The 15588-nt window shown below is 58.6% G+C and carries 13 protein-coding genes; 2 read left to right on the top strand and 11 right to left on the bottom strand.

Translation table 11 applies throughout. The features are described 5' to 3' along the window. Positions 1 to 397 (bottom strand): IS110 family transposase (locus tag HMPREF9452_RS06285; RefSeq protein ID WP_009141291.1); only part of this gene is annotated, 397 nt, incomplete at its 3' end. A 245-nt stretch (positions 398 to 642) separates the two neighbouring features. On the opposite strand from HMPREF9452_RS06285, the gene HMPREF9452_RS06280 reads away from it, so the two are divergent. Continuing rightward, positions 643 to 1527 (top strand): class I SAM-dependent methyltransferase, encoded by an 885-nt coding sequence (locus HMPREF9452_RS06280; protein ID WP_009141290.1) that lies wholly within the window; start codon positions 643 to 645, stop codon positions 1525 to 1527. Between the two features lie 26 nt (positions 1528 to 1553). Here the strand turns inward: HMPREF9452_RS06280 and HMPREF9452_RS06275 are convergent, their stop codons facing one another. Then, the gene (locus HMPREF9452_RS06275) at positions 1554 to 4709 is read right to left on the bottom strand and encodes a vitamin B12-dependent ribonucleotide reductase (RefSeq protein ID WP_009141289.1); all 3156 of its coding nucleotides are present in this window, start codon (positions 4707 to 4709) and stop codon (positions 1554 to 1556) included. 291 nt (positions 4710 to 5000) lie between these two features. Here HMPREF9452_RS06275 and yhbY point away from each other — a divergent pair, with 291 nt between their 5' ends. Next, on the top strand, positions 5001 to 5300 hold the full coding sequence (gene yhbY, locus HMPREF9452_RS06270) for a ribosome assembly RNA-binding protein YhbY (protein ID WP_009141288.1): 300 nt from the start codon (positions 5001 to 5003) through the stop codon (positions 5298 to 5300). Here yhbY and HMPREF9452_RS06265 read toward each other — a convergent pair. From HMPREF9452_RS06265 to nikC, 9 genes are all read right to left on the bottom strand, one after another. Continuing rightward, entirely contained in the window at positions 5297 to 8647 is a 3351-nt protein-coding gene (locus HMPREF9452_RS06265; protein WP_083821792.1) for a BTAD domain-containing putative transcriptional regulator, read from the bottom strand. The two genes, yhbY and HMPREF9452_RS06265, sit on opposite strands and share 4 nt — an antisense overlap. A 113-nt stretch (positions 8648 to 8760) precedes the next feature. After that, complete coding sequence (gene nagB, locus HMPREF9452_RS06260; protein WP_009141286.1) at positions 8761 to 9492, bottom strand: glucosamine-6-phosphate deaminase; 732 nt, start codon at positions 9490 to 9492, stop codon at positions 8761 to 8763. A 27-nt stretch (positions 9493 to 9519) separates the two neighbouring features. Further along, positions 9520 to 10017, bottom strand: coding sequence for a PTS sugar transporter subunit IIA (locus HMPREF9452_RS06255; protein ID WP_009141285.1), 498 nt, complete (start codon positions 10015 to 10017; stop codon positions 9520 to 9522). Positions 10018 to 10261: 244 nt separating this feature from the next. Next, the gene (rpsI, locus tag HMPREF9452_RS06250; protein ID WP_009141284.1) at positions 10262 to 10657 is read right to left on the bottom strand and encodes a 30S ribosomal protein S9; all 396 of its coding nucleotides are present in this window, start codon (positions 10655 to 10657) and stop codon (positions 10262 to 10264) included. Positions 10658 to 10659: 2 nt separating this feature from the next. Then, on the bottom strand, positions 10660 to 11103 hold the full coding sequence (rplM, locus tag HMPREF9452_RS06245) for a 50S ribosomal protein L13 (protein WP_009141283.1): 444 nt from the start codon (positions 11101 to 11103) through the stop codon (positions 10660 to 10662). Positions 11104 to 11281: 178 nt separating this feature from the next. Next, a complete protein-coding gene (locus tag HMPREF9452_RS06240) occupies positions 11282 to 12166 on the bottom strand; it encodes a patatin-like phospholipase family protein (RefSeq protein ID WP_009141282.1) in 885 nt (294 codons plus the stop codon). A gap of 288 nt (positions 12167 to 12454) precedes the next feature. Continuing rightward, positions 12455 to 13555 carry an ABC transporter ATP-binding protein gene (locus HMPREF9452_RS06235; protein WP_009141281.1) on the bottom strand — a complete coding sequence of 367 codons (1101 nt, stop codon included), beginning with the start codon at positions 13553 to 13555 and terminating at the stop codon, positions 12455 to 12457. 1 nt (position 13556) lies between these two features. Further along, positions 13557 to 14666: an ABC transporter ATP-binding protein gene (locus HMPREF9452_RS06230; RefSeq protein ID WP_009141280.1), complete on the bottom strand. Its 1110-nt coding sequence runs from the start codon at positions 14664 to 14666 to the stop codon at positions 13557 to 13559. A 4-nt stretch (positions 14667 to 14670) separates the two neighbouring features. Then, a complete protein-coding gene (gene nikC / locus HMPREF9452_RS06225; RefSeq protein WP_009141279.1) occupies positions 14671 to 15585 on the bottom strand; it encodes a nickel transporter permease in 915 nt (304 codons plus the stop codon). Positions 15586 to 15588 lie beyond the last annotated feature (3 nt).

Raw genomic sequence — 15588 nt, 5'->3', positions numbered from 1 at the left:
CCTCCAGGGCGCGGGAGAGGTCGCGGGCGGCCTCGGTGCGCTCGTCGGGCACCCACACCTCGACGACGTTGCGGCAGGCGAGGAGCCTGGCGAGCCACTCGGCGTCGCGCCGGTCGTTCTTGCGCCCGCGGTCGGCGGCCGGCCGGTGCATCTTGGAGACGGCGCCTACGGCGCAGTCGACGCCGAGCGCCCTCAGGGCGCGGCAGAGGTGGAAGCCGGTCGGGCCGCTCTCGTACACCGCCTTGGGCGACTCGAACCCCAGTGCCCACTCGGCGACCGACGCGGGGTCGTATCCGAACCTTGCGCGGGACACCTCGCCGGTCATGGGGTCGAAGGCGCATGCGGAGATGCTCCTCGCGTGGACGTCGAGACCGATGGCTGTGACATAATTGGACATGGCGGGCCCCTCTCCGTCGCATGTGGCGCGCGGCCACGGTTGGCGCTACGACCATTGTCGCCCGACCCACGATAGAGCTGCAAGGGGAGGGGCTCCCAATGTTCAACTCATATCGTCTCGCATCGCCTTCAGTACTCAAGCCAAAGGTCCGCACGGAAATCGATGGTCGAGCATCCCGTTTTTCCCGTGGCATAATTGAGCCCAATGCAAGTAATAGCGCCCGCTTACAACTCCCGGGAGGAATCATGCGCAATCCGCGATCGGCCCTGCTTTCCACCGATTGGAACCAGGAATGGAAGGCGTTGCAGGCCGATCGCCGCTCCGCCGACGATCCATCATTTTGGGATAAGCGCGCCAAGCACTTCAAACCGCGCGAGACTCACCCATACGCACGCGACTTCCTAAAGCTCGCAGACATACACCATGGCGAGAGCGTGCTCGATATGGGCTGCGGAGGCGGCTCTCTAGCCATCCCGCTCGCCCGACAGGGTTGCTCCGTGCTCGCCTGCGATTTCTCAAAGCCCATGCTCGATGTTGTACGAGAAGGCGCTCAACACTTCCAAGTTGATCAGCTTGTCGACACCAAACTGCTTGCATGGGACGAGGACTGGGATGAGGCCGGCATGAGGCCCAAGAGCGTGGACGTCGCCCTCGCAAGCCGATCGATTGCCACCGCGGACCTTGAGAGCTCGCTGGTAAAACTTGACAGCACGGCACGCAGGCGCTGCTGTATCACCCTGGTTGCAAACGCCAGCCCACGCTACGACGAACACGTTATGAACGCGATAGGCGCAAGCGTCACGCGCAGCCATGACTTTGTCTACGCCTTCAATATCCTGATTGGCATGGGAAGGCTCCCCGAGGTCTCCTACATCCATTCGCCGCGACGCGACACCTTTGATTCTCTGGATGAGGGCGTTGCCGACTTTGCTCGCATGCTCGAAGGCGGCAACGAGGACAAACTCGATGAGCTTCGCTCCTACATCGCCGCCCATATGATAGAGAACCCGCAGGCAGGGCAGCCCGGCTCAAAAGGCAAACCGCAGGGACGCTACACGTTAGACCACGTGCGCATGGTCCACTGGGCATTCATCTCTTGGAACCCGTCCGAGCCCGCGCACCAAGACTAGCGCGTTGGCAAGCGTTCTCATCCCAATCAGCTGCAGCCCGTTGTGGTACCGCAATCAAGGCACACCTTGCACGTGCCGTTTTGCACCATGCGCGAGCTGCCGCACATAGGACAGCTGCTGTCGTCATAGAGCCGCTCGCCATGCTGGGCCGCCTCGCGCGCCCGTTCGTTCACAAAGGCAGAGGTGTAAAAATCGCCCATATCGACCGAGCCCACCTCTTCGCGCAGCTCGTCCTCTTTCTCCTCGCGCAGATGCTCCATGGCCTCGGGCGTCACCACCGGCTCCAGCTCATCCTCTGCACCAGATGCCGCACTCGCCGTAGCAACGGTGGCGACCTCGTCCTCCTCGCTTAACCCCGCGGGCACGCAGACGCCCGCCGGCTTAACTTGAACGCGCGTGTAGTCACCCAACTCGATATCGATGATCTTTGAGATGAGGTCGGAGATGGACGTTACGTACTTGATGTTGGGATGACTCTGGACAAAACCATATGGCTCGTATTTCTGGCCACGCAACATCTTGGAGATGCTCTGCGGCGGAATGTCATACTGCAGCATCACCGAAATGGTTTTCGATAGCGAGTTGAGCAGCCCCATGATGGTGGTGCCCTCGCGGTCCGTGGTGACGAACACCTCGGATATCTTTCCCGCCGCGTCGCGATTCACCGTGGTGTAGATCTTGACGCCGTCCACTTGGGCCAGATGCGTGCGACCGGAGCGTATGCCCACCACGCGCGTGCGGTGCGCCCGGCTCTGCCCTTGAGAGCGGAGCTCCTCAAGCTCGGCGGTTGCTTCGCGCGCGTGCTGTAACAGCGCCTGATAGCCAAGGTCCTCCAACTTGCCCGCCCCTTGGTCTTCAAGCCTGGTGTTGAGCGGCTGGGCGTTTTTGGAGCCATCTCGATACAGGGTGATACCCTTGCATCCCGTCTGCCACGCCAGCATGACTACGTCTTTGAAGTCTTGCACCGTAGCGGAAGCCGGCAGGTTCACCGTCTTTGATATGGCGCCGGAAACCAGTGGGGTAAGGGCGGCGACCATCAGCACGTGTCCCTGCGGCGCGATGAACCGCGTCCCCGTGCCGCACACGTTGGCGGTATCAAAAATGGGCAGGTGCTCGGGCTTGAGATGGGGCGCTCCCTCGACCTTTCCATCCTTGACCATGCCCGCCTCATCGAGCGCTTGCACGTATGACAAAATATCGTCCACTTGCGCGGACGTGTACCCCAAACGCGCGAGGGCGTCTGCGATCACTGGATTGGCGATGGTCATGAACCCGCCGCCAAAAAGCTTCTTGTACGCCATGTGGCTGAAGAACGGCTCTATCGACGTTGCGGCGCAATCCATGGCGAAGCTGATGGTGCCCGTAGGAGCCAACACGCTCACCTGCGCATTGCGATAGCCGTAGCGCCCGCCCAGTTCCTCGGCATAGGTCCAACTCTCTACCAGTTTGTTCGCAAGATAGTCCTCACCCATATCAAGAAGGAGGTCGAAATCGATGCGCGCGGGCTCTATACCGAGCCCCTCGAAGGCGTCGTCGCGCGCGCCCGCGACGCGGGCATGGTTTCGGATGACGCGTGCCATATGGCGCTTGTTAATCTCATAGCATACAAAGGGCTCCGTAGTACGGGCCATTATCGCGGAGGCCGTGTAGCTTTGCCCGGTCATAACGCCAACAAGGGCGGCGGAGAGGGCCCGGGCGCGCGGCGAATCATAGGGCAAACCCTTGGCCATAAGCAAGCTCGCCAAATTTGAGATACCCAAACCGGTTGCGCGGAATCGATAGGTTTTACGGGCGATATCCCGCGTGGGGAACTGGCCCCAGGCAATAGAAGCCTCGAGCGCTAGCTGAGCCATGTTGACCGCATGCACAAACCCATCGATATCGAACGCCCCCGTGGCCAGGTCATAAAAACGGTAGACGTTGATGGAGCCCAGATTGCAGCTGGAATCGTCCAAAAATGCGTACTCGCCACAAGGGTTGGTGGAGTTGAGCCGGTTATACGCAGCGCCCACAACACCGTCCTCGCCCGCAGGGCAGGTGTGCCAATCGTTAAACGTGTCATCGAACTGCGGAGCGGGATCGGCGCAACGCCATGCCGACTGGTTGAACACATCCCAGATATGCGCCACCGAGACCTCGCGGTCCGCCGAACGGTCCACGCGACCCTTAAGCTGGTACGTTGCCTCTGGATCTTGATCGAGCAGGGCGACCTTCTGCATAAACGCGTTATCGATGCGCAGGGAGTTATTAGAGTTTTGACCGGAGACCGTGGAATACGCCTCGCCGTTGATGTCGCCGTCGTACCCCATTTTGATGAGGGCCAGCGCCTTATCCTCCTCACGGGCCTTCCAGGTTATGAAGCTCTCCACGTCCGGATGGTCAATATCCAGGCAGACCATCTTGGCGGCACGGCGCGTGGTGCCTCCGCTTTTGATTGCATCCGCATTGCGGTCGAATCCACGTAGAAAGCTCATGACTCCGCTGGATACGCCGCCGCCCGAAAGGCGCTCCCCCTCCCCTCGAAGCGCGGAGAAGTTTGACCCAGTACCCGAACCGCCACGGAAGAGCTTGGTCTCCGTCACGTATTCTTCTGAGATCGAGTGCTCGCCCAGCAGCTTATCCTGTATGGAGAGAATGAAGCATGCGCTTGCCTGCGTACGGCTATAGTTATCGAGAGATTCGACCACTTCGCCCGAATCCTCGTCCACGTAATACATACCTTGCGACTCACCCGCGATACCGTAGGCGCGCTTGAGGCCCGTGTTGAACCACTGGGGAGAATTTGGGGCGAACCGCTGATCCAAGATCATGTAAACAAGCTCGTCATAGACTATCTGCGCCTGCTCGCCCTCCTTGACCATGCCCTCGTCCACCAACGCGGCAACCCAGAAATCGACCATGCGATGGGCGACCTGCCGCATAGACACCTCATGCCCGGTCACCGGGACGCCGGCGCGGCGGAAATACTTTGAAGCAATGATGTCGACCGCGTTTTGAGAATAGGACGAGGGAAACTCCAGGTCTTGCATATCGCACAGCACGCGGCCCGTTTTGTAATCCGTGAGGTGCACGTCGCGCTTGGACCATTCGAACAAGTCGTACACAGTTTTACCCGCATAGGCGGGGTCGTTGAGCGCACCGGTAAAACGTCGCGTGATCAACTCATCCATAGTGGTAGCCATGATCTCACCCAACCCTCATTCTCCCGTAATCGCGACCCGTGTAAGGCCGGTAAGGGCTTGTGTACCCAATCGAGGGCACAGGGACAATGGCCGACGGGTGAACGGTCGCGCGCGGCAATACAAACGGTGCGCGACCGCGGTATCAACATGTTGTGTTAATTACTTAATTCCACCACTATATATGCTTGCGATTTCTTTGCGAACTCAACCACCTCGCCCTTTTGCCCTTTCATGCTGCGATAATGTGGTATTCCAGCATCAACCACCAGCTCAGAAAGCGAGCAGATCCACATGGCACTTACCGGCAAGCAGGTTCGTCAGCTCCGCAGCCTCGCCCATCACCTCAATCCCATCATCCATATTGGCAAATTCGACATCACCGACGCTCTAGTCAAGGAGACCGAGGCCGCTCTTGAAAACCGCGAGCTCATCAAGTGCGCGGTGCAGGACGGCAGCGACCTTGAAGCCCGTGAGGCCGCCGATATGCTCGCCGAGCGCACCAACGCCGATGTGGTCCAAGTCATTGGCCATCGCTTCTCGCTGTACCGCGAGAGCAGCCGCGATGATATCGAGAAGATCAAGCTGGTCTAGAGCAACTCGTTCACCCTCTTCTCACCCATGATGTTCTCATACAGGAGGCGCGTCTCGTCTTCGGGCTCCATATGCAGCTCGTGATGAAGGTAATACAGGTGGCTGCCATACAGTTCGACCACCTCGCGCTTCCTGCCGTTGAGGTTGTAAACCGTCATAGCGTGCCGCACCACGTCCTCGCGCGTTGGCTCGTGTTTAAGGGCAGCCTCCACAAGCCACGTTGCCGATGGCAAATCGTTCTCCTCTATCGACAAATCAATACCGCGCACCATGCAGTCGATAAATTTAGATTGGTAGGAGCGCCTCAGCCTGACAAAACAGGTGACATCACCGGAGTCCGGAACGTATAGCGCACCGGTGTAGATCTGCTCCATTTTGAGGCACGCATCGATAAGTTGTCTGTTGGTCATACCCGTGCGCTTGAGAAGAACCTGGCGTGCCAGTATGTCGAACTGCATGAGGTCCGTTGTTACGAATTCCGCATTGAGACCGATGCTTTTACCCTGCTTGATTACGTATTGGACGCCATCTTGCTGTTGTCCCAGCGCTTGAATCAAGGCCGTGATCGCCCCGTAGAGATTCTGGCGGGCGCGCTTGTATGTTGAGTTGGGCCACATTTCATCTATGAGCTGACCCCTACCGATATACGATCCCAGCACCAGCGCCAAACGTGCCGCCAGCACGCTCGCCCGCTTGCGCTTCCAATCATGCCCCGTCAACACATGGCCGTTTCGCTCCACCCTGAGCCCGCCAAAGAGCCTGATAGAAATCTGACCTATCTGGGGCTCCAGCACGGCATCCAGCACTTCAAGCTCGGCATTGCGCACCGCGGCATCTCCCAGCTGAAACTTATCCACCATAGAGGGAGGCACAAGCCGCCGCACCGCGGCGGACATCTCGCCCAGATGAAACATAGCCAATCTAACCTGCGGCCTCAACCATTTCGCCAGCAATATGTCGCGATGCATGGAGAACCAAGCTGAAAGCTCGGCATCATGGTGCGCGGCAGATAGCAGCAGCGTCGTAGTCCATGCATCCGCGGCATCGTCCGTCTCTGCGGATAAGTCGAGCAAGTCTGCTTCTTGGGAAATGATCATCCTCGATGTGGACCGCAAACGTGTGGCGCATTCAAGCAGCTTGGCCCAGGCGCGCACAAACGCAAGGTCATCTGGAGCGGTCTTGCCCGCTTGCTGGGCTCTAAAACTCGCATTGAGTTGCTGCCCCATAGAGAAGTCCATCCAACCCTGTGCCACGGTGCAAAACAGCTGTGCCGTATGGTCCGACTCGCGCAGCGACGTTCTCTCCGCATCTACAAACGCGCGCTCATCTACCACCGGTCTACCTGCCATAAGGCGCCCCATCGCCGCAACGGCGCGAAGACGGTTTACCACCGCCTCCAATCTCTTTTCGCTCGCCCTTGCTATCTCATCCTGCAAGCGGGCATCGACTTCACCTTGAACGCTCGGCCCGTCACACATTATCTGGCCCAGATCGAATGCCATCTCCAGCAGCATCGATGGGACGTCAAGTGCATTTGGACACGTTGCCTCATGTTCCCGATGCTCGCCAACGGGCACTCGTCCCCGTTCTATCAGCGACCGCGTAATATGACGAGCGCGACGTAGCTGCACGGCAGCACCGTATGTCGCACGCTTTTGCATCTCTTTTGATAAAACCGGTAATGCCGTGCCTGCTCCCCCACCCCAGTATTCGTTGAATGCGAGTGCCCTATCCCATTCATCCGCATCGACCTCTCGACTGATTCTCATCGCCTCGCGCGCTAATCGATCCGCCGCATTTCTCGCCGTACGATATTCCCCGGTTATGAGCGCGCATGCCCAACTGGCGAGCACGAGCCCCAAGCCGGCGCGACAACACGCTTCCTCACCAGCCTCCACCATAGCCGAGCGCACAAACGAGGCATGTCCCGCGAATGCGAACGCCATCGGCCTGCTGGCAATAGCTTCCACGCGCCGAGCGACATCCATAAATGACTCCATAAGCCGCACGGCATCGTCCACGCGATCCACGCGCAAAAGAATGCGAACCGCCCTCTCAACATACTCTGGATGTCGACGCGCGATCGCCGCTCGCAACCTGCCCAAAGCCGCATCACGCTCTCCAAGGCAGCTGAACTCTTCTGTATCCGGCGCATATACCACAATCGGATAGTCATGCATAAGCCGCTGCATTTGGCGCGATTGAACGCGGCATCCCCCGCGTCGAATCTCGCGCAATGACCCAGACCCCAAAAGCAACAGCAGGCATATCGTCTGGTACAGGGAATCTCTCCTGCCGCTCAAAGCCTTCAATACGGAACCCACAACCCGCTCCACTTCACGCTCGAGCAGTTCAGAAGATCTTTTTTCTCCCGCGATCGTCTGAAGGGCGGAGACCAGCGACGGTATTCCAGCCGTCAGGCGATAAGCATCGAGCGTGCTATCGATCATCAGCGTCTTTATCCACGTCGCATATTCCTGCGGCTGCACACACAGCTGCCTTGCCCCCACCTTGGCGGAGTCGCCCAAAGCGGTAACCAGCTCGGCCTGGCCAGGCTCGCAAACAAGCACGATTTCACACCCCGCTTCACGGCAAGCTCGCACTGCCGAAGCAAGCTCTTGCGCCTCGTCCTTGTTCTTCACCGACACGTTGTCCAAACCCAGCAACGGTCGGACCGCGGCAATTGATTCGTGAGCCGCATCGTCCAAGAACTCGATTACGCCTTTGATCTCGCGGCGCGACGCATCGATAAGCCGCGCCTGTCCACGTTGAGGATCTTCTTTGACCCAAGCGCTATACAGCAATAGCAGCGACGTTTTTCCAAATCCAGCAGGAGCCTGCACCAACACAATCCCCGCGTCTCGACCCATGGCGGAAATGGACCTCATAAGCTGTTCGCGCGGTACCATAGCCACCCTTTTTTGTTGAGGCAGCCCCGCATCTGCCTTATGCGCTGATTGAACTTGAATTGCTTGCTCGTCAACCGTCTGCACTGAATCCCCGACCGTCTCTGCGCTGGTTCCCATTTTATCTCCCTCCATGCGCTCCTTGATGTAAGGGTATGGCCCAGCGCGCGTCAGCCGCGTTTGGAAATTTCTCACTTTCAATAGACAGTAAGATTCGAGAGCTATCTTTGTAAGAACCCCGCATGCCGCACAGCGCCCCCTCCGCGCGATACGTGCACCATTTCCTGCCATACCATCAGTAAATGTTAGTGCTTTACGCTTATATTGTTTCGATTTTGATATTCCGCTTGCATCTTTTTTCCCATTCACCGCGACCGCAAGATGCTTAATTTTCAAAGGCGCGATGTTTTTGTCAATAAAACGGTAATATCGACCCGACATTTCCCATGTATGGTGAAAAAAGAAGCGCCCCCACCGAAACGGTGAGGACGCTTCATGGTCTTTATGAAGGTCGTGAAAACAAGCTCAACCCAGACGCTATGCGACTAGAGGACCTACTTGCACAGAGAAAGGGCGGCCTCGTCAGCGACCAGGATAACGTTGGAATGCAGCTGGAGAATGGAAGCGGGGCAGCTGGGGGTAATGGGTCCATAAACCATATCATGAACGGCCTGGGCCTTCTTCTCACCGTTAGCGGCGACCACGATGGCACGAGCGCTCATGATGGTGTGGGTACCCATGGTATAGGCCTGACGCGGGACATCCTCGATCTTATCGAAAAGGCGGCTGTTGGCCTCGATCGTGCTCTCGGTAAGGTCGACGCAATGAGTGCCGTAGGAGAAGTGATCGTCGGGCTCGTTGAAGCCAATGTGACCGTTGTTGCCAATGCCCAAAAGCTGAAGATCCTGGTAGCCCGCAGCCGCAACCATGGCATCGTACTCGGCGCAAGTGGCATCAGCATCGGGATTGGAGCCATCGGGCACATGGGTGTTCTCGATATTGATGTTCACGTGATTGAACAGGTTCTCGTTCATGAAATAACGGTAGCTCTGGGGGTCATCACCGTTGAGACCGCGATACTCGTCCAAGTTATAGCTGCTCACCTGGGAGAAGTCAACGTCGCCCTTCTTGTACCACTCGACAAGCTGCTGGTACGCACCAATGGGAGTAGAGCCGGTAGCCAGGCCAAGAACGCAATTAGGCTTGAGAATAATCTGCGCAGAGATGATATTGGCAACCTGGCGGCTCATATCCTCATAGTCGCGAACCCGAACGATCCTGATCATGCGTGACCCCTTTCTTTGACCGGCTTCCTATCGACTTTTAGCGACAATCAGCTGGTCAAGTTCGGTAACGTGGTCTCCCACATCACCTTTAATACTTGCAAACTCAACCGCGTTCCTGATGAGAACGGGGACCGTAATATCATAACCCTCGTTGACAATAGCCTGTCGATCGAATTCGATGAGCGTCTCACCAGCCGTGACCATATCACCGGGAGCCGCATGAACTTTAAAATGACGGCCCTCGAGGTTATACGTTTCCAAACCAACGTGTATAAGCACGTCCAAGCCATCTACGGTTCGGAATGCCACCGCATGACCAGTAGGGAAAATCGCTTCGATTTTGACGGCGGTCGGAGCGATCACGCGATCACCTGTCGGCCTAATGGCAACACCTTGACCAAGGTATCCCGCGGCAAACGTCTCATCGTTCACCTCGGAAAGAGGGATGACATCTCCCTCAAGCGGCGCACGCAGTACAATGCTTCGCCCCGACAGGCCAAATGACTTGAATAGGCTACTGAACATTCTTCTCCCTCGATCACCCGTGCAGAGACCGTACTGGCAGATATATTTATGGTACATCATTGGGAACGTGCGAGATAGCATACGCCGATTATTTGATACCGTTCGCGTGATGGCTATTCCATTCCAAAGCCACCCATCTCCGCTTATGCGACACAAGCAGCTCAATAGCATCAAAAATAGAAAAAACGGGATCCACCGATAAATCGGTAGATCCCGTCCATACGTATCTTCCAATAAGGAAAGATTAGCGCTTGGAGAACTGCGGAGCGCGACGGGCCTTCTTCAGGCCGTACTTCTTGCGCTCGACCACGCGAGAATCGCGGGTGAGGAAACCAGCGCGCTTGAGGTCAGCACGGTAGTCGCCAGCGTTCAGAAGAGCGCGAGCGATGCCGAGGCGCAGAGCGCCAGCCTGACCGGAGATGCCGCCGCCATCGCACAGAGCGATAACGTCGAAAGCGCCAGCGGTATCGGTCACCTTGAAGGGAGCAAGGGCACCCTCAAGAAGCTGCTGACGGCCGAAATACTCAGCGGCATCACGCTTGTTGACGGTAACCTTACCGGTACCAGGGACGATGCGGACACGGGCCACGGCGTTCTTGCGACGGCCGGTGCCGTAGTAAACAACGGTGTTCTCAGCCATCTTTAAGCCTCCAGCTCGATCTTAACGGGGTTCTGGGCAGCGTGCGGATGCTCGGCGCCTGCATAGACCTTGAGCTTCTTCAGCTGCTGACGGCCGAGGGTGGTCTTGGGGAGCATGCCGCGAACGGCGCGCTCGATGACCTGCTCCGGGTGCTTCTCCATAGCCTGGCGGAAGCTCTCGGCCTTGAGGCCGCCATTGTAGCCGCTGTGACGGTAGTAGACCTTGGTGTCAGCCTTGTTACCGGTAAGCTGGACCTTATCGGCGTTGATGACAACCACAAAGTCACCGCAGTCAGAGTTAGGGGTGTACTGAGGCTTGGTCTTGCCGCGCAGAATAGCTGCGATCTGAGTGGCAAGGCGGCCCAGGACAGCGCCCTCGGCGTCGACGAGGACCCAGTTGCGGGTAACCTCGCCCTGCTTGGCGTAGTGAGTCGACTTCTGAATCACTTGACTCCTCCATGTACAATACGTGTCTTAACAGAGTTTCACGGGGCTCTGCAAAGTAACCTGTCGAGTATACCGCGTAACGGGGTTGAGTCAACGCATTTTCGGTTGTCTAGCAGAGTTTCTGCACAAGCGGCACACAGTTTTTAGCACGGCCATGCTTATGAAGAAATCTCGCAGGTTAACGCTCTTTAGAGATAAATGCGCGCACCTCATCAAGCCTGCGCTTGCCTTCTTGGCGACCTTGGATGTAAAGAGCCAGCAACTTAGCGGGATCATGCTCGATATGCCCCACCTCGACCGGCTGCGGAGGAGCGATGATCAGCGCCCTACCTTGGCGCTCGTACTCCCAAATGTGCTCACGCTGCTCGTTGTAGCGTTCGTGGCGGTTCTCAAGCGCCTCAAGAAGATATGGGTAGGCAGCATAGCGGGCATGAGCCGCCGCAAGGAACTCGTAAGGGCCCTTTTTATAGGTTCTGTCCTGGGTGAGGACAACAATCGCCCTATCGAAACCCGCGTCTTCGAGCGCATGCTCGACGGGAACGGAATCCGCGACGCCGCCGTCTAGATAAATGGCATCGCCCATCTCTACGGGCTGCGTCATGAGCGGCAAAGACGTTGTGGCGCGCAGCGCATCCACGTCGAGCACGGCGTTTTCAACCGGAAGATATGCCGGCGTACCAAAGACCACGTCCGTAGCTACCGCATACAACGACATGGGGTTCTTCTCAAACGCATCGTTATCAAAGGGATCAAGGCGATCTTGAATGTCGTTGAGCAGGAAATCGTAGCCCACAACGCTGCCGCTTGTTGCAAAGGACTTGGCCCCCATGTAACGGCTATCGTTGCAAAACGCCAGGTTCACTCGGTTGGCTCGACCAATCTGACGAGACTTGTAGTTGAGTCCGGAAAGCGCGCCGGCAGACACGCCATAGCATGCTGAAACCTCAACGCCGTTCTCCATGAAGACATCCAACACGCCCGCGGTGAACTGGCAGCGGAAGCTACCGCCCTCGAGCACCATGGCGACCTTGCCAGCGTTATTAGCTTTCTGCTCCACGTTCATGGAAACAACCTTCCTGCTTGGACTTTTCGCACTTCTGCTCTTCTACCACAAATGAAGGTCTTGCAAACTTACACAATCGTTCGATATGGCAGGCGCATGAACGGAATCGCGCAGACGAGCCTGAAAAACCCGCTCAAGCGCGGCCACGTCATCTGCGGAAAGACATGGAGACCGCAGACGATTTGGCCGCTCTTGAGCGGGCGTTAGCGCGAAGGGCGGCACGGTCGAGGATGGCGTTTGGCCGACCGCCCAATTGGCTACAAAAGATGGGTGCGAGGCACCCGGGCATCACGCCTCGGGCGTCACCACGGGGTCGTCGTTGATAAGGTCACTTCCTCGTCCATAGCTGGGACGAGCGGCGTCGCGCTGAATCTCCAGCGACAGGTCGCGCGCGAGCTCCGGCGCCACGTTATCGTAGCGACGGCACGCGCAGATATGGTCGGGCAGAACCTCGCGCTGCTCGGGGGCGCTCACGTCGCACGCGCCGATCTTGGCGAAGCAACGACTTGCGAAGCGGCAGCCCGCGGGCGGGTCGATGGGGCTGGGCACGTCGCCTTCCAGGATGATGCGGCGACGCTGCAGCTTGGGATCGGGGCTGGGAATCGCCGAGAGCAGGGCCTGGGTATAAGGGCACAGCGGCTCGGTGTACAGGCTCTCCTTGGGAGCGATCTCCATCATGCGGCCCAAATACATAACGCCAACGCGGTCGGAGATGTGCTTCACCACGTTGAGGCCATGGGCGATGAACAGGTACGTTAAGCCCAACTGCTCTTTGAGGTCATCCAGCAGGTTGAGCACCTGCGCCTGGATAGAGACATCGAGCGCGGATACGGGCTCATCGCACACGATGAGCTTGGGATTGAGCGCAAGTGCGCGGGCGATGCCCACGCGCTGGCGCTGACCGCCGGAGAACTCGTGCGGGTAGCGATTCTTCATGTAAGGCGCCAGGCCAACCAACTCGAGAAGCTCGTCCACGCGCTCGTCCACCTGATCTTTGGGCAGGATCTTGTTGGTGAGAATGGGCTCGGCGATGATCTTGCCAATGGTCATGCGGGGATTGAGGCTCGCGTACGGGTCCTGGAACACTAGCTGGATGTCACGGCACATGGCACGGCGATCGCGCTGCCCCAGCGCGGTGATGTCGCGCCCCTCGAACAGAATCTGTCCGCTGGTGGGCTTGAGCAAACCGCAGATCATCTTACCGATGGTGGTCTTGCCGCAGCCAGACTCGCCCACCAGGCCAAAGGCCTCGCCACGGCGAATGGTAAAGCTGACATCGTCCACAGCCTGCACAAACGAGGTGGGACGGCCAAAGAAGTCCGTATCGGCAACAAAGCTCTTGGTGAGGTGCTGAACCTCGATAAGGTTCCTTGAATTATCCTGCGACATCCTAGCGCACCCCCTCTTGTGCTGCGGACCCACGGCGAACGGCTTGGGCGGCCTGGTCGATAATCTCGCGCTCCTGCGCTTCGAGCTCTGCCTTCACGCGATGCGCCGCCTCCGTCGCCTCGACGGCGCGGGCAATCTCATCCGCATCCTCATACAGATGGCAGCGGACCTTGCGCGTGGTACCGGGCAGCAGCTTGAGCTGCGGGGCCTCGGTGCGGCAGCGGTCCGTACAGCGCTCGCAGCGATCGGAGAACGGACAGCCGGCCGGCATGTTGAGCGGATTGGGGACCGAGCCCTTGATCATGTACAGGCGACCGGCGTTTTGCTCTTCCAGACGAGGAATCGAGCGCAGCAGGCCCAGGGTATAGGGGTGCAGCGGATGCTCAAACAACTCGAACTTCTCGCCCTCCTCGACCACCTGGCCGCAATACATGACCACAACGCGATCGGCGACCTCGGACACAACGCCCAGGTCGTGGGTGATGAGCAGGACCGCCATATTGAACTCGCTGCGCAGCTTGTAGATGAGCTCCAGAATCTGCGCCTGAATGGTCACGTCGAGCGCCGTGGTGGGCTCGTCCGCAATCAGCACCTTGGGGTTGCATGAGAGCGCCATGGCGATCATGACGCGCTGGCGCATACCGCCGGACATCTGGTGCGGATAGTCGTGCGCGCGCTCCTCCGGGCTGGGGATGCCAACCAAACGCAGCATCTCGACCGCGCGGGCCCATGCGTCCTTCTTGTCCACCTGCTCGTGCGCCTGGATGGCCTCGACGATCTGGTCGCCCACGCGATAGACCGGGTTCAGGCTGGTCATGGGCTCTTGGAAGATCATGGAGATGTTGCCGCCGCGCACCTGCTCCATCTCGGACTCGGACAGCGAGAGCAAGTCCTTGCCGTCGAAGGTGATGGAGCCGCCGGCGATGTGTCCGGGCTTCTGCAGCAAGCCCATGATGGAGAGCGACGTGACGCTCTTGCCCGATCCGGACTCGCCCACCACGGCCAAGATCTCGCCCTGTTCAAGATCGAATGTGACGCCGTTGACCGCGCGCACCACGCCCTTGCGGGTGGGAAATTCGGTCACCAGGTCATGAACCTCTAGCATTGCCATGTCATCACCGGTTCCTAGATTTGGGGTCGAACGCATCGCGAATGCCGTCGCCCAACAGATTGAAGGCGAGCACGGTCACGGTGATTGCCAGACCCGGGAAGATCATCGCATGCGGCGCGGCAAAGATGTAGTTGCGGCCGCGACCAAGCATATCGCCCCACTCTGCCGCGGGAGGCTGCACGCCCAAGCCCAGGAAGCCAAGGGCCGCCGCATCCAGAATGGCGCTGGAGATGCCCAGCGTGGCGCGGACAATGATCGAGGGCATGACGTTGGGCAGCACGTGGCGGAAGATGATGAGGGCATCGGAGTCGCCGATCACGCGGGCAGCGGCAACGTAGTCGGACTGCTTGACCGACAGCACCTGGCTGCGGACGATGCGCGCGTACTCGGGGATGGAGACGAAGCCGATGGCGATGATCGCCTTGTCGATTCCTCGTCCCAACGCCGCCATGAAGGCGATTGCCAAAAGGATCGACGGGATGGCGAGCATCATGTCCATCACGCGCATGATGACGGTGTCGAGCACGCCGCCCTTGTAGCCGGCGAGCGCGCCCAGGGCGACGCCGATGGTGAGCGAGATGGCAACGGACAGCAAACCCACGGTGAGCGAAATCTGGCTACCGATGAGCACGCGGCAGAAGATATCGCGACCTTGCTGATCGGTGCCAAACCAGTGCGCGGCGCTGGGACCCTGGAACGATGCGGACAGATCTTGCTGGTAGGGATCGTAGGGCAGAATCTGCGGAGCAACAAAGGTGACGATGGCGACCAGAGCAAGCAGCGTGATGACGCCCAAGCTGACCATAGCGGGGATGTTTTGGCGAAGCGAGTACCAAACGTCCTTCCACAGCGACTCGGTCTTCTCGGCCTCTTGCTTCTTCTGGACGGGAGCGCTGTTCTGTGCAACGGCAGCAGCCATGCG

The organism is Collinsella tanakaei YIT 12063 (assembly GCF_000225705.1).
Taxonomy (GTDB): domain Bacteria; phylum Actinomycetota; class Coriobacteriia; order Coriobacteriales; family Coriobacteriaceae; genus Collinsella; species Collinsella tanakaei.
This window is presented reverse-complemented; position numbering and strand designations above follow the sequence as displayed.